This is a genomic window from Tardiphaga sp. 285_C5_N1_2, from assembly GCF_052076065.1.
In the GTDB taxonomy this organism is placed as follows: Bacteria; Pseudomonadota; Alphaproteobacteria; order Rhizobiales; family Xanthobacteraceae; genus Tardiphaga; species Tardiphaga robiniae.
Genome location: NZ_CP197241.1, coordinates 1,648,214 through 1,666,110, shown reverse-complemented (window position 1 = coordinate 1,666,110; position 17,897 = coordinate 1,648,214). Strand labels below are relative to the sequence as shown.

Below are 17,897 nucleotides of genomic sequence, written 5' to 3'. Positions count from 1 at the left end.
AATTGGCGTGCCACACTCACTTCACGTCGCCTTCCTGATCTTAAAACTCGCCAGATATTCCTTCGGCTTCTCCGGATCGAAGGTCTTGCCCATCACCGCGAACGACTTGTAGCTCGTCGTCGGCGGGGTCAGGCCCATCTCCTTCATCACCTTGGCGGTGTCGGTGGCGAGATAGATCTGTTCGGCGACGCCCTTGTAGTCGACGTCGCCCTTGATCTGGCCCCAGCGCTGCATCTGGGTCATCATCCACACCGCAAAGGACTGCCACGGGAACGGATCGAAATCGACGCGCTTGGCGTCGGTCTTGATGCCGCCGAGGCCGTCGGCATAGGTGCCGGTCAGCACCTGCTCCAGCACCACCGGCGGCGCATTGAGATAGGCGGCCGGCGCGATCGCCTCGGCGATCGACTTGCGGTTCTCCGCCTTCGACGCATAGGCGGTGGCATCGACGATCGCACGCGTCAGCGCGGCGAAGGAATTCGGCGACGTCGTGATGAACTCCTTGCTGGCCGCAAAGCTGCAGCACGGATGCCCGTCCCAGATTTCCTTGGACAGGATATGCATGAAGCCGACGCCGTCATAGATCGCGCGCTGGCAGATATTGTCGGGCGCCAGGAAGCCATCGATATTGTCGGCGCGCAGGTTCGCGACCATTTCCGGCGGCGGCACCGAGCGCAGCTGCACATCGGTGTCGGGATCGATGCCGTGTTCGGCGAGATAGTAGCGCAACAGATAATTGTGCATCGAATAGTCGAACGGGATGGCGAGCTTGAAGCCCTTCCAGTCCTTCGGGTCGCGCTTGTCCTTGTGTTTCATGGCCAGCGTGATGCCCTGGCCGTTGATGTTCTCGATCGCCGGCACGGTATAGGGGATCGGCTGCGAGCCGAGGCCCAGCGAGATCGCGATCGGCATCGGCGCCAGCATATGCGCGGCGTCGTATTCCTTGTTGATGGTCTTGTCGCGAATGACGGCCCAGCCGGCGGTCTTCACCACGTCGACATTGAGGCCCTGCTTTTTGTAGAACCCCAGCGGATCGGCCATGATGATCGGCGTCGCGCAGGTGATCGGGATGAAGCCGACCTTGAGGTCGGTCTTTTCCAGCTTGCCCGCGCCCTGCGCGAACACCTCGGTCGCCGTCTTGATCGGGAAGAACTGCGACAGCGCCGCCAGCGCGCTGGACGCACCGACCGACTTCAGGAAGGCGCGGCGCGCGACCTCTTTCGGGAACACCGCGCGCATCACCGCCGAGGCGACAACACCCTCGTAGCGTTTGTCCTCGGTCTCGGGAATGTCGCAGCGAAGCTGCAGCGTGGCCTCATGCTCGGACTGGCTGGCGTGCTGACCGCAACTGCAGGCGCCTGCGCGCAAGCGGCGGGCGGGATCGAACGGATTGTCGAATGTGGACATGTGACCTCCTCGGTGACGCTCCGGTCATTTACGCAAGGAGTGTGCCAGCCCGGCGCGCGCCGGAATGTCCAATCGCCGCAGGGATTTCGGCCCATTCTTGGCGATTACGAGAATTCGTGCTACACGAAAATTCGTAGCATGATTACGATTTTTCGGAGTTTCGCCGATGGATTTGGCAACGGCCCAGCCGCATGATTTGCGAACCATCGCGTTCGATTATTCGGTCGAGCCGACGCTGCTGCTCGATCCCCATGCCGACCAGATCATCGACGCCAATCCGGCGGCCTGCACCCTGCTCGGCTATGACCGCGCGCTGCTGCGCCAGATCAAGATCAGCGCGCTCCATGCGGGCCAATTGCCGGCGCTGATCGTGTTCACCCAGGCGGTTCTGGCCAAGGGCTCGTACTGGACCAACACGCTGACGCCGCGCCACGCCACCGGCGAAGCGTTGCAGCTCGAATATGCGGGATCGCTGGTGCCGCAGGGCGAACGCGCGCTGCTGCTGCTCACCATGAGCGATCTCGAACAGCGCCGCCGCCGCCATGTGGACGCCGCGGCCGAGGATCACATGCGCGGCGGCATAGCCGCGTGGCAGCGCGTCGAGCGCGTGTTCCAGGACATCGAACGCGAAAACCAGCTGATCCTGCGCGCCGCGGGCGAAGGCATTTACGGCGTCAATGCCGATGGCAAGACCACCTTCGTCAATCCCGCTGCCGAGCGCATGCTGGGCTGGACCGCCGATGAACTCGTCGGCAAGGAAATCCACCCGATCGTGCATCACAGCCATCACGACGGCAGCCACTATCCCGATCACGACTGCCCGATCTATGCGGCGTTTCGCGACGGCGCCGTGCACAATGTCGACAACGAGGTGTTCTGGCGCAAGGACGGCTCGCCGGTCTGGGTCGAATACACCTCCACGCCGATCCGCGACCGCCACATGGTGGTCGGCGCCGTGATCGTGTTTCGCGATGTCAGCCAGCGCCGCGAGGCCGATGAAAAACTCCATGCCGCACTCGCCGAAGTCGACCGGCTGCGCGAACGCCTTGAACTTGAAAACGCCTATCTGCAAGAGGAAATCCGCATCGAGACCAATCCGCGCGGGATCATCGGCCAGAGCGAGGCGATCCAGAAAACGCTGCGGCAGGTCAAGCTGGTCGCGCCCACCACCGCGGCGGTGATGATCACCGGCGAGTCCGGCACCGGCAAGGAATTGATCGCGCGCGCAATCCACGAAGCCTCCGGCAGGCGCGACCGGCCTCTGATCCGCGTCAATTGCGCGGCGATCCCGCGCGAATTGTTCGAGAGCGAATTCTTCGGCCATGTGCGCGGCGCCTTCACCGGCGCGGTGCGCGACCGCATCGGCCGCTTCCAGCTCGCCGATGGCGGCACGCTGTTTCTCGACGAGGTCGGCGAGATCCCGCTGGAGCTGCAGGGCAAGCTGCTGCGCGTGTTGCAGGAAGGCAATTTCGAGCGCGTCGGCGAGGAACGCACCCGCTCCGTCGATGTCCGCGTCATCGCCGCCACCAACCGCAATTTGAAACAGGAAGTCCAGCGCGGACGGTTTCGCGAGGACCTGTATTTCCGGCTGAACGTGTTTCCCGTGGAGTCGGTGCCGCTGCGCGACCGCCGCGAGGACATTCCCCTGCTGGCGCAGCACTTCCTGCTCAGCGAGAAACTGAAATCGGATCTGCGATTGTCCGAAGGCGACGCGCGGCGGCTGTCGCGCTACGACTGGCCGGGCAATGTGCGCGAGCTGCAGAACGTCATCGAGCGCGCGGTGATCCTGTCGCAGAACGGCCGGTTGCGGATCGACCTGCCCGATGCACCCGGCCCGCATCACGCCGCGGGCACCCATCGCGTGAAGTCCGACGCCCGGCCGGCGGTGATGACATCAGCCGAACTGCGCGATCACGAACGCAGCAACATCCTCGCGGCGCTTGCCGCGACATCCGGCAAGGTGTTCGGTCCCGGCGGCGCGGCTGAGCTGCTGGACATCAAACCGACGACGCTGGCGTCGCGGATGAAGGTGTTGGGGATCGAAGGTGCGCGCGGACGGGCTGGCTAACGCTCAGCCGAGACGGCGCACCGGCGGCGCGCTCCTTCTCCCCGCACCCGTGCGAAGCGAAGCTTCGCTAGGGTGGGAGAAGGGTGGGATGAGGGGCATGGCAAGAGCGATGCAACAAAGAAACATTCTCGGATCGCACCATCCCGTCGATACTTTCCGACCCGAGAACCCGCGCATGCCGCAGCACCCGCGATCGCCCCTCACCCGCCGCGAAGACGCGGCGACCTCTCCCCGCAAAAGGCGGGGAGAGGTTAGATGGAGTTAGGCGCCCGCTTGCGCTCTCCTGTAATAGGCATATATTCCAATTCCGATTGACCGCGCTCTAAAGGGAGTCAGCATGCGCTATCCTGCCTATCCTCTGTTTCCCTCCAACATCCGCGTCATCGACTCCTCCGCAGATACGGTGGCGCGCGTTCGGGTGGATGCGGATGGCGGACCGCCGCCGGTTGCGGGCGGACGTCCCAAGGGATCGAAGCGTCCGCATACGAATGCCACGGTCGCCGGGGTGCGCCGCCTCATCGAAGAGACCACGCTGACCCACAGGGAGATCGCGGCGAGGATGGGCGTTGCCAACGGCACCATCGCGAAATGGACGCGCGACTTCGGCTGGCAGCGTCACCCGTTTGCGCCTGCTGCCAATGACAAGATGCCCACCGCTCGCGCCGGGCGCCGGCTGAAGCTGCGCATGCTGGGCAACAAGCTCCATCTGCTGGCCGAGCGCTGCGCTGCTGAGCTGTGGAGCAGCCCCAGTGTCGATCTCGACCGGCTGATCGAGGCCATGCAGGTGCTGAAGATGGCGCGGCTGGAATATATGGGCAACCGCCGCCCGCGCCGCCGCCCCGACGGGCCGACGCGCACCGGGCAGGACTGGATCGACCGCGACACCGCGGTCCGCAAGGCGCTGTGGCAGATGCGCTGCGGCGGCGTCAACATCGACCGCATCCCCGATGAGGCGATGGCGCTGCTGGAAGACGCGCATACGCCGCGCGAGCGGGACAATCCGGCGTTCCGGCCGCGGGGACCGCGGCGGAGGGTGTAGGCACCGGAGGGAAGCGCGATCGCCCACGCACGTCCGCGCCGTGCGGCACGGACGTGCGTGGCGACGACACCGGTTCATGATCGTCACAGAGCGGAGCGCCGCCGACTTCCACTCGGTTACGCCTTCGGCGCCGCCCGCAGCCACGACTTTATCTTCATCGTGATTAGCTTCCTCAACAGCCGCACAGAACGCCGCACTATTCCAGCCCACCACGGCGCTGTTCGGCAAAAGCCCGGGGATCCGGCTTTAACAGCGCCACTATTGATCCCGAGCCCTATCGCTGCCAAAAGAGCCAAAGTAGCTCTTTTGAGGATGCCGTCGATGCAACACATGTCGGCGCGTGACGCCAAGAATGGCTTTGGCAAGCTGATTGATATGGCGCGAGCAAAGCCGGTCGCTATCGAGAAACACGGGCGATCCGTCGTCGTCGTCATGGCGGTCGAGGAATACGAGCGCCTTTGCGGAAAAACCGAAAATCAAAACTCTGATTCGGCATCCGCAGAGGACAAGGGGGACGAAACGTGACGATGATAAGCATTCGCAACGCGACCCGGATGGCAGCATAGGATGGCCACCGATTCTGAACTCACGAACCTGATCTGGCAAATCGCCGACTTGCTGCGCGGGCCCTATCGGCCGCCACAGTACGAGCGCGTCATGCTGCCGCTTGTGGTGCTACGCCGCTTCGATTGCGTTCTGGCGGACACGAAACCGAAAGTGCTAGCCGAATTCGAGCGCCGCAAAGGCGGCAAGCTGAAAGACGACGCTCTCGACCAGATGCTCAACAAGGCTTCGGGACATCGCTTCCATAATCGTTCGCAACTCGACTTTCAGAAATTGATGGGCGATCCGGACAACATTCACAGCCACCTGACCAGTTATATCAACGGCTTCTCTGCCAACGTCCGCCGCATCTTTGATTACTTCGAGTTCGGAAACGAAATCGAGAAGATGCGCGAAGCTAACATTCTTTATCTCATCATTAAGAAATTTTGTGAGGTAGATCTACGGCCGGATGAAAATGTCGTTCCGAACGACAAGATGGGGATGGTTTTTGAGAACCTGATCCGCCGCTTCAACGAACTTGCGAACGAGACAGCAGGCGATCACTTCACTCCACGCGAGGTGATCACGCTAATGGTTGATCTGCTTTTGCTCAATGCGAACGATCTTCTGAGCAAGCCAGGCATCGCCATGCGGATGCTCGACCCAGCCTGCGGCACGGGTGGTATGCTTGCCGGCGCGCAGAGGTATATGCGCGATCATCATGCCGATGCGAAACTATACGTCTATGGACAGGATTACAATAAACGCGCGTTTGCTACCGCCGCGTCCGACATGCTCATGAAAGAGGTCGACCACAACGGCGGCGGCGAGAACGTTCAATTCGGGGATAGCTTTCTCGACGACAAGTTCGAAGGACAGAACTTCGATTACTTTATCGCCAATCCGCCCTTCGGCGTTGATTGGAAGAAGCAGCAGAAGGAGATCGTCCGGCGGCACGAGAAGGCCCCAAAGACGGACCCATGGAGCGCCGGTCTGCCACGCGTCAATGACGGATCATTGCTGTTTCTTCAGCATATGATCTCAAAGTTTGAGGATGTCGACCCGAAGGCGCAGAAGTACGGCTCGCGCGCGGCCATCGTGTTCTCGGGCTCGCCGCTCTTCACCGGCGGCGCGGGAGGCGGCGAAAGCGAAATCCGTCGCTGGATCATTGAACGCGACATGTTGGAAGCTATCGTCGCCCTGCCGGAGCAGATGTTCTACAACACCGGCATCGGCACATATATCTGGCTTGTCACCAACCGGAAGGCGAAGGAGCGCAAGGGCAAAATCCAGCTTGTCGATGCACGTGAAACTTGGATTCCTATGCGCCGCAGCCAAGGCGATAAGCGCCGCAAGATCGGCGAAGGCAAGGCGTTGGACGGTGACGACCGCGCCGACGAACCCGATCAGATCGCCGACATCGTCCGGCTCTATGGCCGGTTCAAAGCGAACGAGAAATCCAAGCTATTTGACAATAAGGATTTCGGCTACACTCGCATCACGGTCGAGCGACCCTTAAAGCTGCGCTATCAGATGACGGTAGAGGACAAGGCCCGCTTTCTGGATGCCGCGCCACGTCTGCTGGATGACATTCAGGCCATCGATAAGGCGCTCGGCCGCGAGCCGCATCTGGATTGGAACGCGGTCTGGGCCAGCATCGAGAAGCTACTCAAGAAATCGGGCTCGCGCTGGAAGACAACGGAGGAAAAGCTTTTTCGCACGGTGTTCACCGTGAAAGACCCGAAAGGTGCTCCGCTCAAAAAGGGGACAGGCTTGGAGGCCGATGCCGATTTGCGCGATTTCGAGAACGTGCCGCTGAAGGCCGATATCGACGCTCATTTCAAGCACGAGGTGTTGCCGCATGTGCCTGATGCCTGGATGGACCGCGCCAAGGACAAGGTCGGCTACGAGATCAACTTCAACCGCCACTTCTATAAGTTCACACCGCCGCGCAGGCTGGCCGAGATAGATGCGGATCTGAAGAAGGCAGAAGACGAAATCCTACGGTTGCTGCGGGACGTGACGGAATGAGCGTCTTTCCACACAAGCAACTTAGATTCTTGTTTACAGTTTCGAGCGGTGCAACACCGCAGAGCGGCAATTCGGATTTTTGGGATGGCGACATTTTTTGGGCCACGCCGGAGGATGTAAGCGGCGGCTCAAAAACACTCTCATCAACTCGGCGGCGAATAACCAAAGAAGGATTCGAAAATTGTAGCGCGACGATGGCACCAGCTGGTTCTATCGTGCTGACAAAGCGCGCGCCTATTGGGCAATTAGCCATCTCGGAGGTCGAGCTTTGCTGTAATCAGGGTTGCTTCCTTCTGGAACCAACAACTGAGACGGACAATGAGTTTTTCTATTATTGGCTCACCGCTCAGACCGGATACCTTCAGGTATTGGGTCGGGGCTCAACTTTCATGGAGTTGAGCACCGATGAAATCAAAGCCATTCAAGCACCTTGCATTTCTATCGCGAAGCAGAGACACATCTCAAAGTATCTCACTAGCGAAACCGCTGAAATCGACGCCCTGATCGCCGCCAAGCAGCTCCTGCTCGATCTTCTGGCCGAGAAGCGACGCGCAATTGTTGCCGAGGCAATCTTGCGCGGGCTGACCCCCTCCGCCCCGCTTCGCCCCTCCGGCACCGACTGGCTCGGCGACATCCCCGCACATTGGGAGGCTTGTCACCTCAAGAGGGTACTCGCTCACCTCGATTACGGGACTTCTGATGCGACCGATGTGGTTGGCTCAATTGCAATTCTTCGAATGGGCGACATTCGGGATGGCGAACTGGATTTCTCGAAGCTGGCTTACCTCGATCAAGTCGAGGATGGATTGCTGCTTCAGGAGGGCGACCTCGTTTTTAATCGGACGAACAGCTTGGATCAAATCGGCAAGGTCGCGCTGTTTCGGGGCAACGTCGATTTTCCGATATCCTTCGCTTCATATTTAGTCCGACTGCGCTGCGAAAAGACAGTTCTTCCTGAATATCTGAACTGGGTGCTCAACTCATCCTATGCGCTAGCCTGGGCGCGAGCCGAGGCGCTGCCATCAATCGGCCAGGCGAACCTGAACCCAAATCGCTATGGTTACCTTCCGATAGCCCTTCCGCCGCTCGCCGAGCAGCAAACAATCACGAAGCATCTCGCCAATTCCGTTGCACGGCAGGATGGTATCCGCGCTGCCACAGAGTACTCCATCACGCTGCTGAAGGAACGTCGCGACGCGCTAATCGCTAGCGCCGTCACCGGTCAAATCGAAATTCCGGAGGCAGCATGAAGATCACGCGGCTTTCGCTGGACAATGTGCGGGCGTTTAAAGAGGCCGAGTTCGCCTTCAACTCCGGCTTCAACCTGATCATCGGCATCAATGGCGCGGGCAAGAGTACAGCGCTGGACACCATTCGCTGCTGTGGCTCGCATCTCTTGTCTGCCCTTCAGAAAATGCCGTTCAAGCCCTTCGGCCTTGGCGTCGACGACATTCATAACAACGCGCCCTTCGCTGAAGCCGCTTTGCATCTCAGCTTCGGAGACACAGCTGAAGCATTTGTACAGCTGCGCGAATGGCGGGAACAGGTCTCTGCCGATACCCTGGAGAACGTTGAACGCCTGCGTCGTGAAATTCTTGAAACAGCACGTCCCAGGGATCGCCTTCGCAGCCAATTACGTGAGTTGCAGGAAACGATGTCTCCTGCAGACTCCGTGTACTTCTACCCCTCAAAAAACGCCCTGAAGGCTCGGGCGAGCAGCGAGCCTAGTGCGCCATTGATCATACATTACTCCACCGCTCGATCAATCATGAACGAACAGGCGGAGCGCAAGTCTGCTGCAGGCACAACACAGCTTGCCTATGTGAATGCGCTACAATCGAACGCACTCAGCCTACGCCAGTTCGCCGACTGGATGCGCGCTCAGATCGAGCTGGCGTCCGAGCGACCCGCCTCACGGCATCTGGTTGCTGGGATAAGAGCAGCACTCGAGCGATTCTTGCCTGGCTATTCGAATTTGCGACCGTCTGGAGAAAGCACGTCAAGAGTCGAGATAGACATCAACGGCACGACACTTGATGTGCGCTTGCTGTCGGACGGCGAGCGTAGCGTGTTAGCCCTCATCCTCGACATTTCCAAGCGCCTCGCCCAGGCGAATCCGCGACTCGATGATCCTCTCGTGAGCGGCGAAGCCGTAATTCTCATTGATGAGATCGATCTCCATTTGCACCCACAATGGCAGCGGAAGATCGTGGGTAATCTTGAACGTACATTTCCGAATTGCCAGTTCATTGCGACCACGCATTCACCGCAGATCATTGGAGAAGTGCCGCACGATAGAATTCAGATGATCAAAGACGGGCGAATCTATTCGCCGAGGCGGTCATTCGGGATCGACTCCAGCCGAGTGCTGGAAGAGGTGATGAACACAGACTCGCGAAACCCAGCGATTGAACAAGAAATCGGCCGCATCGCCAAATTGATCGCGAACAAGAGCGCGGAGGCAAGAGCCGCGATCGAGGCATTGTCTGAAGAAATCGGCGCTGATGATCCTGAGATAACACGCGCCCGCACGCTTCTCGACTTCATGGAGGGGGATGCGTGAGGACGATCATCAAATCTGCCGAGCCAAATAGTCTGAGACAGCACCGGGCGCAGGCGTACACCGATTACCACAACTACGCGCAGAAGGACGAACTACGCACTGCCCTTGTCGGCGAGCAGAAGGGCCTATGCTGTTACTGCACCGGGCGCATTCGAGCCGAGCCGACTGCGATGAAGATTGAGCATTGGCAATCCCAAGCGAATTATCCACAGCATCAGCTCACCTACGGCAATCTGCTCGGCGCCTGTCTTGGCGGGCAAGGCCAAGCGGCCCCTGACCAGCATTGTGATACAAGAAAAGCCGACCGCGACCTGCAGTGGAATCCGGCGACAACAGCCCACATGATTGAAACCCGCCTGCGCTATCTTGCCGATGGAAGTGTAGAAAGCACAGATGCAGTATTTGACGCTCAGCTGCACGATGTACTCGGTTTGAATCTCGCCTACCTAAAAAACAGTCGAAAGGCGGTCCTTGAAACTGTATTGATTTGGTGGCGCTCAACTCCGAACGCGCGACAAAAGATACAGGCGCAGATCAATCAACGCACAAATCATGTCGCCGAGTGTCAGCCGTTCAGTCCCGTTGCGGTCTGGTTTCTTCGGCAGAAGTTGGTGGGGGTAGCAGCATGAACCACGCCCGGCATTCGGAAGGCGCTTTCGAGACTGTCATTGAAGCGACAATGCTGGGCAATGGCGCCGTGCCGGAACCGGCAGCGGGCTTCGACCGTGACCGGGCGATCTTTCCAGAGACGTTGCTGGGGTTCATCCGCGCCACCCAGCCCAAGGAATGGAAGGCTCTAGAGGCGCTCCACGGTGAAAAGACCGACGCGCAGATCCTGACCGATCTCACCAAATGGATGGATCGGGAAGGCTCGCTCGCCACCTTGCGCCATGGCTTTAAGTGCTACGGAAAGACCCTGCGCGTGGCTTTCTTTAAGGCGGCGCACGGCCTCAACCCTGAGCTTGAGGCGCGCTACGCAGCTAATCGCGTCGGTATCACCCGGCAGCTGCATTTCTCGAAAGCCTCCGAGAAGTCGCTGGACGTTGCACTCAGCATCAACGGCATTCCGGTCGCCTCGGTCGAACTCAAGAACCCGATGACGGGACAGACCGTCGACCATGCCTTGCGCCAATATCGGGCCGACCGAGATCCGCGCGAGCCGATCTTCGAGTTCAAACGCCGGATGCTGGTCCACTTCGCGGCCGATACCGACACCGTGTTCATGACGACGCGGCTTGCTGGCTCCGCCACCCATTTCCTCCCCTTCAACAAGGGCTGCGACGGCGGCGCGGGCAACGCGCCTGATCTGAAGGGGCGCACTTATCGCACGGCCTATCTCTGGGAAGAGGTCTTACAGCGGGATAGCCTGCTCGATCTGCTGGCGCGCTTCATCCATCTACAAATCGAGGAAAAGCGCGACGATCAAGGCCGGAAGGTCAAGAAGGAGACGCTGATCTTTCCGCGCTACCATCAGCTCGAAGCGGTTCGCTCGCTGGTCGATCAAGCGCAGCGCGAAGGCGTTGGCCATAACTATCTGATTGAGCATTCGGCCGGCAGCGGCAAGAGCAACACCATCGGCTGGCTCACGCACCGGCTGGCATCGTTGCATGACGACAAGAACAACCGCGTCTTTGACAGCGTGATCGTGATTACCGATCGAGTCGTGCTGGACAAGCAGCTTCAGGACACGATCTACCAGTTCGAGCACAAGCATGGCGTCGTGCAGAAGATCGACGAGAGTTCACGCCAGCTTGCCGAAGCGCTCGAAAGCGCCGTGCCGATCATCATCACCACCTTGCAGAAGTTCCCATTCGTTTCGCGCCAGCTTGCGAAGATGGCAGAAGAGCGCGGGGCAGCGGATGGCGGCACGTTAAAGTCGCGGCATTGCGCCGTAATCATCGACGAGGCGCACAGTTCGCAGGGTGGCGAAACAGCGACCGATCTCAAGGAAGTTCTCGGCGGCCAGGGTCTTCGCGAGGAAGCCGCGAAATACATGGCTGAAAACGACGAAGAAGATGTCGAAGAACTATACCGCTCGATGGCGAAGCGCGGAAGGCAGGCGAATTTGAGCTTCTTCGCCTTCACCGCGACCCCCAAGCACAAGACCTTCAAGGTGTTCGGACGCGACGACAAGCCCGCGCATCGTTATACGATGCGACAAGCCATTGAGGAAGGCTTTATCCTCGACGTGCTGAAGCACTACACGACCTACGCCACTTATTTTCGACTTCTCAAGGCGAGCGAGGACGATCCGAACGTTGAGCGAAAGAAGGCAGCCCGCGCGCTGGCGCGTTTCCTCAAGCTGCATCCGCACAATATCGGCCAAAAAACCGAGGTTATGATCGAGCATTTCCACGCCGCGACCCAACACAAGATTGGTGGTCGCGCAAAGGCGATGGTGATCACTGGCTCTCGCCTAGAAGCGGTCCGCTACAAGCAGAGCTTCGACCGCTACATCAAGGAGAAGGGCTACGCCATCAAGTCGCTGGTCGCCTTCTCGGGCGTTGTCACAGACGACAAGCTGGAGGATGTAATCCATACTGAGGAAGGCATGAATCTCGGTGTTCGCGAAAAAGAATTGCCGGAGGCCTTTGCCACCCAGGAATATCAGGTACTTCTCGTTGCCGAAAAATACCAAACCGGCTTCGATCAACCGCTATTGCACACGATGTACGTCGACCGGCGTCTCGCCGGAATCCAAGCTGTGCAAACCCTGTCGCGCCTCAATCGAATTCACCCTCTGAAGGAAGATACGTTCATTCTCGATTTCGTCAATGAACGCGATGAAATCCGGGCGGCGTTCAAGACCTATTTTGATGGCGCGGAGATCGGCGAGGAAGTCGACCCGGCTCGAATGTACGAGATCAAAAGCGAACTCGACGCCAATGGCATCTATGTGATTACCGACGTTGAACGCTTCAGCGCTGTTTACTTCAAGCCACGTCAGCGCCAGAGCGCGAACGATCATCAGTTGATGAATGCGGCGCTCGATCCTTGTGTGGCCCGCTTCAAAGAGCTTCAGCAGGAAAAGCCCGACGAGACCGATCTCTGGCGCGGCAAGCTGCTGGCCTTCTGTAGCCTCTATGGCTTCCTCAGCCAGATCATTCCTTATCAGGATACGGACCTCGAACGCCTTTATGTGTTCTTGCGCCACCTTGCGACAAAATTGCCGAAACGTGGCGCGGGGCCGTCCTACCAGTTCGATGACGAGGTGCGGCTGGAGTATTATCGCCTTCAGAAGATCAGCGAAGGCTCAATCAGCCTCAGCAATGGTCAGGCCAATCGGCTAGACGGCCCATCCGAGGTCGGAACCGGTGTCCTTCATGAGGAAGCTGTTCGACTTTCCCGACTCATCGATGTCGTCAACGACCGTTTCGGCACCGACTTCAATCAGGCTGATCAGCTGTTCTTCGATCAAATCGTGGAAGCGGCAATTTTGGATGCCGCACTGAAACAGGCTGCAGTCGTAAATCCTGGAGACAAATTCGAGCTGGTATTCAAGAATTTGCTTGAAGCTCTGTTTGTCGAAAGGATGGACCAAAATGAAGAGATTTTCGCGCGATTCATGAATGATAAGGCGTTTCAGAACGTCGTCACTGGCTGGCTTTCCTCGGAAACCTACCGGAAACTTCGTTTCGCTCCAGACGATGTCCTGCCCGCACACTCCAGCGATGATCCAGCGGAAAACTCTTTGTTGCCACGCGCCGTGTAGATCCTCGCCTGCCGCGCTACCCGCGTCGACCTCTCCCTGATGAGAAGAGGTGAAGTGCCGCGCCATCAGACGGCGGAGCCGGCGGATGCAGAACCGGAATCTCGATATGTTTTGCCGTAGCCATCTCGGGATTCCGGGTTCGCTCGAGCTGCGCTCTCGCGCCCCGGAATGACGAGTGTTACTTCCCCGAAAACAGCTTGTTCAGCTCCCCGCCCTTCGCACCATTCGCAAAGGCCGTAAACGTCCCCTGCCCGGCGATCTCCTGCGCCGCCTGCATGAACCCCGCCCAGGCCACGCGCGCCAGCGCGCCGCCGACGCTGATGCGGCGGACGCCGAGGCTGGCGAGGTGCGCCACGGTCATGGTCGGCTGTACGGTCAGGACATTGAGCGGCTTGCCGCCGATCGCCTTCACCAGCGTGGTGATCTCCTCGTCCGAGGCGACGCCCGGCGCATAGAGGCAATCGGCGCCAGCTTCGGCGAAAGCAACAAGGCGCGCCGTGGTCTTCTTCAGGTCGCGCTCGCCATGGAGAAAACCTTCGCAGCGGGCGACCAGCATCACTGCGGGATCGACGCTATCGATGGCGGCGCGGGCGGCCTTGATGCGCTCCACCGCGAGCATGTCGTCATAGAGCGGCTTGTCGGCCTTGCCGGTGGAGTTCTCGATGGAGAGGCCGGCAATGCCGCTCTTCACCGCGCGGGCGACATTGGCGGCGACGCCTTCAGGGTCATCGGCAAAACCGGCCTCGAAATCGGCATTCACCGGCAGATCGGTCGCGGTGGAGAGATCAGCGAGGTGCTCGATGACATCATCGGCGGTGACCTTGTTGTCGGGGCGGCCGGTGGACCAGGCATAGCCGGCTGACGTCGAGGCCAGCGCCTTGAAGCCGAGATGCGCGAGATAGCGGGCGCTGCCGACATCCCAGGGATTGGGCAGCACGAAGCAGCCGGACTCATGGAGCTTGCGGAAGTTGGCGCGCTTCTCGGCGGTGGAGATGGTCATGGGGCCTCCCTTTGTTTTTTAGTTCGGATCGCGTTGCTCGCGGTCCGGACGAACCTCTCAGCCGTCATTGCGAGGAGCGCAGCGACGAAGCAATCCAGAAGCCACAAGGTAAGGTCTGGATTGCTTCGTCGCCAAGAGGCTCCTCGCAATGACGGTTATTCAGGTTCGTAGGCCCGATCGCGTAAAGCGCCACCCGATTTCCGGCTACCCCTTCCCCGGCATCCCGCTCGCCAGCAACGCCTCAAGCCGATCCAGCTCCGCCGCGATGTCACTGATAACATCGTCCGCCCGCATCGCGATCACGCGGTAGCCGCGCTCCTGCAGCCAGGTCTGACGGGCGGCGCGGTCGCTGACAATCACCTCGGTCTCGCCGGCATTGACCAGCTCGATGGCGATGCGCTCCGGGAACGAGACGAAATCCGGGATGTGGCGGCCCACCGGGGTCTGGCGCTTGAACTGGCCGGCGAAGCGGCGATCGGCGCGGAGCTGGTCCCACAACAGCCGCTCGGCATCGGTCGGATTGCGGCGGAGCATGCGCGCTAGGCCGCGGACCGTGCCGCTCTCATGCGCCTGGGCACCCTGCCCGTGTTCGGCCAGAAGCGCCCGCAGCCGGGTCGCCTGTTCGCCGTCGAGCACGCCGCCCTTGGCCGGGCCCTTGCGGCCCTCGGCGATGGCCATGACCACGCCGTGCAGCGTGTGCATGTCCTGCTTGGTCGGCTCCATCCGGGTGAAGATGTTGCGCAGGTTGACCAGCATGGTGTCGCGCTTTTCCGGCGGGCGCAGGAATTCGACCTTGTCGAGCTCGCCGACGAGGTTGTCGAAAAAGGCGCTCATCTGGTGCTGCGACGCCGGCTCCGACCGCTCCGGCATGGCATAGGGCAGCGCGTTCGCGGTTGCCTGCTTGAACCATTCATAGCCGCACAGGAGAACCGCCTGGGCGAGATTGAGCGAGGCGAAAGCCGGGTTGACCGGGAAGGTGATGATCCGGTTGGCGAGCGCGACCTCCTCGTTCTGGAGCCCGTAGCGCTCGCGGCCGAACAGGATGCCGGCGGTCGCCCCGGTGGCGACATGGGTGATGGTCTCGGCGGCGGCGGCCTCGGGGGCGACCACCGGCTTGGCCTGGTCATGCGCCCGGGCGGTGGTGGCAAACAGCAATGTGCAGTCGGCGACCGCCGCCTCGACGGTGTCGAACAGCTCGACCTTGTCGAGGATGTGGTCGGCGCCGGAGGCGGCACGGCGGGCATGGACGTTCGGCCAGCCATCGCGGGGATTGACGATGCGCAGCCGGGTCAGGCCGAAATTGCCCATGGCCCGCGCGCACATGCCGATGTTCTCGCCGAGCTGCGGTTCGACGAGGATGACAACGGGGCCGACCAGGTCGGTATGCGCCTTGGTAGAGTCGGTGCCTGAACCGGACATCGCACTTCACTTTCTGATTCAATCTCTGAAGGTCTTGAATCAACCCGTGAAGGTTTTGATTCAACACCTCATCCGGGCGCTGCAAGTCACATGAAGCTGGACGGTTTTTGCCAGCCGGATGAGCGGCTTGCCGGGATTTGGTAGATTTCCCCTAAAACCGGCCCGCGTGGTCGCGCGCTCCGTTTGCTTTGGGTCTGGTTTCGGTTACCGGTAGCAGTAACGTTCAAACGAAACTGCAAACGAACCCGGTCACCAGTATCACTGGCGCGGGATTATGGGAGGAATGCAATGCGCGCAAGATGGACGTTGGCGATAGTTGGCGCCGCAATGATGGTTGCAGGCAGCCTGCTCGCCCATCTGACGCAGACCTCGGGCGGCATCAAGATCGAGGACATTCGCTTCAAGGGCGCTAAGGGCAACACCATGAGCGCCCTGCTCTACACCCCGCCAAACGCCACGCCGCAGACCCCGGCGCCGGGCATCCTCGCGGTCCATGGCTACATCAATTCCCGCGAGACCCAGGACGGCTTCGCCATCGAATTCGCACGCCGCGGCTATGTGGTGCTGGCGCTGGACCAGACCGGCCACGGCTATAGCGACGGGCCGGCATTCTCGAACGGGTTCGGCGGACCGGATGGCCTCGCCAAGCTCCGCAGCCTGGACATCGTGGACAAGACCAATATCGGACTCGAGGGCCACTCGATGGGCGGCTGGACCGTGCTCGCCGCCGCCACCGCCATGCCCAACGACTACAAGGCCATGGTGCTCGAAGGCTCCTCCACCGGCAAACCCTTCGCCGCCGACGGCACGCCCACCTGGCCGCGCAACCTCGCACTGGTGTTCGCCAAGTATGAAGAATTCTCGACCCTGATGTGGGGCGTCCCGAAGGCCCGCGACACCGTCAGCAGCCCGAAGCTGTGGGCGCTGTTCGGCACGAATGCGGCGGTCGAACCGGGCAAGGTCTATGGCGACCTCGCCGCCGGCACCGCCCGGGTGCTCTATACCCCGGCCATCACCCATCCCGCCGAGCACATCTCCCATGAGGCGATCGGCTACGCGCTTGACTGGTTCGGCAAGACGCTGACCGGCGGCACGCCGCTGCCGGCCTCCGACCAGATCTGGTTCCGCAAGGAGATCGGCACCGGCATAGCGCTGCTCGGTTTCGTCGCCTTCCTGATCGGCATCTTCGACGGGTTGCTGGAGGCCCGCATGTTTGCCCGGCTGATCCTGCCGGAGCCGGCGGATGGCTCGAAGCCTTTGGAGACCCCAGTCGACCGCAGCCGCTGGCTCGGCGCTCTGGTCCTCTCGGTTCTGATCCCGGCTTTGACCTATTATCCGGCCTTCACGCTGGCCGGGAATTGGGTCAAGGCATCGCCGTGGCTGCCGCAGGGGATCACCAACCAGATCGTGGTCTGGGCCCTGATCAACGCCGCCATCGCGCTGGTGCTGATGCCGTTCGCGCCAAAACGCGCCAGCCGCCGCGGGATCATCGGCCTGTCGATCGCCATCGCGCTCGCCACCGTCGCGTCAGGCTACCTGGCGCTGTGGCTGGCCGACCTGATCTTCACCGTCGACTTCCGCTTCTGGATCGTGGCGCTGAAGCTGCTCAACGGCAAGCAGGCGCTGATGGCCCTGATCTACCTCGCCCCGATCACCCTGTTCTTCGTCATCGCCCTGCACGTGATGCACCGGAATTTCTCGACGCTCAGCGCCAGCCGGTCCGCCGTCTACCTCACCAACATGACCGCGCTGGCCTTTGGCTTCGCTCTCTTGCTGGGCATCCAGTACGGCGCCCTGTTCCTGAACGGCCAGTTGATCGACCCGGCACCCGCGGTGATCACCTCGGTCCCGCTGAACACCATCGTGGCGATCCAGTTCGTGCCGCTGATGGCGATTGTGGCCGTGATTGCCACTTTCACCTGGCGGCGCACCGGATCGAGCCTGCCGGGCGCCCTGATCTGCAGCTTGCTGGTGACCTGGTACGTGGTGGCGGGCACGGCGACGCAGGCTGCATTTTAAGCACGAACAGCCTGCGTTTTGGGTTCAAAATTGGGCTGAAACCGCATAACGCCCCGGCTTTCGCCGGGGCAGGCGTGCGAGGCCGCGGACCGT

The 17,897-nt window shown here is 60.7% G+C and carries 12 protein-coding genes; 9 read left to right on the top strand and 3 right to left on the bottom strand.

Annotation, left to right across the window (positions count from 1 at the left end; translation table 11 throughout):
- Nucleotides 1-21: 21 nt before the first annotated feature.
- Nucleotides 22-1,407 carry a CmpA/NrtA family ABC transporter substrate-binding protein gene (locus AB7951_RS07730; RefSeq protein ID WP_439068556.1) on the bottom strand — a complete coding sequence of 462 codons (1,386 nt, stop codon included), beginning with the start codon at nucleotides 1,405-1,407 and terminating at the stop codon, nucleotides 22-24.
- Between the two features lie 166 nt (nucleotides 1,408-1,573).
- On the opposite strand from AB7951_RS07730, the gene AB7951_RS07725 reads away from it, so the two are divergent.
- From AB7951_RS07725 to AB7951_RS07690, 8 genes are all read left to right on the top strand, one after another.
- A complete protein-coding gene (locus AB7951_RS07725) occupies nucleotides 1,574-3,475 on the top strand; it encodes a sigma 54-interacting transcriptional regulator (protein WP_439068557.1) in 1,902 nt (633 codons plus the stop codon).
- Between the two features lie 337 nt (nucleotides 3,476-3,812).
- A complete protein-coding gene (locus AB7951_RS07720) occupies nucleotides 3,813-4,514 on the top strand; it encodes a hypothetical protein (RefSeq protein WP_439068558.1) in 702 nt (233 codons plus the stop codon).
- A 57-nt stretch (nucleotides 4,515-4,571) separates the two neighbouring features.
- Nucleotides 4,572-5,039 (top strand): type II toxin-antitoxin system Phd/YefM family antitoxin, encoded by a 468-nt coding sequence (locus AB7951_RS07715; RefSeq protein ID WP_439068559.1) that lies wholly within the window; start codon nucleotides 4,572-4,574, stop codon nucleotides 5,037-5,039.
- 42 nt (nucleotides 5,040-5,081) lie between these two features.
- Entirely contained in the window at nucleotides 5,082-7,091 is a 2,010-nt protein-coding gene (locus AB7951_RS07710; protein ID WP_441255728.1) for an N-6 DNA methylase, read from the top strand.
- Entirely contained in the window at nucleotides 7,088-8,341 is a 1,254-nt protein-coding gene (locus AB7951_RS07705; RefSeq protein WP_441255727.1) for a restriction endonuclease subunit S, read from the top strand. The genes AB7951_RS07710 and AB7951_RS07705 overlap by 4 nt, the downstream gene beginning before the upstream one ends.
- The gene (locus tag AB7951_RS07700) at nucleotides 8,338-9,654 is read left to right on the top strand and encodes an AAA family ATPase (RefSeq protein WP_441255726.1); all 1,317 of its coding nucleotides are present in this window, start codon (nucleotides 8,338-8,340) and stop codon (nucleotides 9,652-9,654) included. Before AB7951_RS07705 ends, AB7951_RS07700 begins: the two co-directional genes overlap by 4 nt.
- Nucleotides 9,651-10,283: a retron system putative HNH endonuclease gene (locus AB7951_RS07695; protein ID WP_441255725.1), complete on the top strand. Its 633-nt coding sequence runs from the start codon at nucleotides 9,651-9,653 to the stop codon at nucleotides 10,281-10,283. Before AB7951_RS07700 ends, AB7951_RS07695 begins: the two co-directional genes overlap by 4 nt.
- Nucleotides 10,280-13,366 (top strand): DEAD/DEAH box helicase family protein, encoded by a 3,087-nt coding sequence (locus AB7951_RS07690; protein ID WP_441255724.1) that lies wholly within the window; start codon nucleotides 10,280-10,282, stop codon nucleotides 13,364-13,366. The genes AB7951_RS07695 and AB7951_RS07690 overlap by 4 nt, the downstream gene beginning before the upstream one ends.
- A 178-nt stretch (nucleotides 13,367-13,544) precedes the next feature.
- Here the strand turns inward: AB7951_RS07690 and AB7951_RS07685 are convergent, their stop codons facing one another.
- Both AB7951_RS07685 and AB7951_RS07680 read right to left on the bottom strand, forming a co-directional pair.
- The gene (locus tag AB7951_RS07685) at nucleotides 13,545-14,366 is read right to left on the bottom strand and encodes an isocitrate lyase/PEP mutase family protein (RefSeq protein ID WP_439068561.1); all 822 of its coding nucleotides are present in this window, start codon (nucleotides 14,364-14,366) and stop codon (nucleotides 13,545-13,547) included.
- A gap of 204 nt (nucleotides 14,367-14,570) precedes the next feature.
- Nucleotides 14,571-15,785 (bottom strand): TrmJ/YjtD family RNA methyltransferase, encoded by a 1,215-nt coding sequence (locus tag AB7951_RS07680; protein ID WP_439061779.1) that lies wholly within the window; start codon nucleotides 15,783-15,785, stop codon nucleotides 14,571-14,573.
- A 288-nt stretch (nucleotides 15,786-16,073) separates the two neighbouring features.
- On the opposite strand from AB7951_RS07680, the gene AB7951_RS07675 reads away from it, so the two are divergent.
- Nucleotides 16,074-17,804 carry an alpha/beta hydrolase gene (locus tag AB7951_RS07675; RefSeq protein WP_175367934.1) on the top strand — a complete coding sequence of 577 codons (1,731 nt, stop codon included), beginning with the start codon at nucleotides 16,074-16,076 and terminating at the stop codon, nucleotides 17,802-17,804.
- Nucleotides 17,805-17,897 lie beyond the last annotated feature (93 nt).

Bases quoted from the DNA above. Each gene is read 5' to 3' on its own strand.
- AB7951_RS07730 (WP_439068556.1), bottom strand. From the start codon at position 1,407: ATGTCCACATTCGACAATCCGTTCGATCCCGCCCGCCGCTTGCGCGCA.
- AB7951_RS07725 (WP_439068557.1), top strand. From the start codon at position 1,574: ATGGATTTGGCAACGGCCCAGCCGCATGATTTGCGAACCATCGCGTTC.
- AB7951_RS07720 (WP_439068558.1), top strand. From the start codon at position 3,813: ATGCGCTATCCTGCCTATCCTCTGTTTCCCTCCAACATCCGCGTCATC.
- AB7951_RS07710 (WP_441255728.1), top strand. From the start codon at position 5,082: ATGGCCACCGATTCTGAACTCACGAACCTGATCTGGCAAATCGCCGAC.
- AB7951_RS07705 (WP_441255727.1), top strand. From the start codon at position 7,088: ATGAGCGTCTTTCCACACAAGCAACTTAGATTCTTGTTTACAGTTTCG.
- AB7951_RS07700 (WP_441255726.1), top strand. From the start codon at position 8,338: ATGAAGATCACGCGGCTTTCGCTGGACAATGTGCGGGCGTTTAAAGAG.
- AB7951_RS07690 (WP_441255724.1), top strand. From the start codon at position 10,280: ATGAACCACGCCCGGCATTCGGAAGGCGCTTTCGAGACTGTCATTGAA.
- AB7951_RS07685 (WP_439068561.1), bottom strand. From the start codon at position 14,366: ATGACCATCTCCACCGCCGAGAAGCGCGCCAACTTCCGCAAGCTCCAT.
- AB7951_RS07680 (WP_439061779.1), bottom strand. From the start codon at position 15,785: ATGTCCGGTTCAGGCACCGACTCTACCAAGGCGCATACCGACCTGGTC.
- AB7951_RS07675 (WP_175367934.1), top strand. From the start codon at position 16,074: ATGCGCGCAAGATGGACGTTGGCGATAGTTGGCGCCGCAATGATGGTT.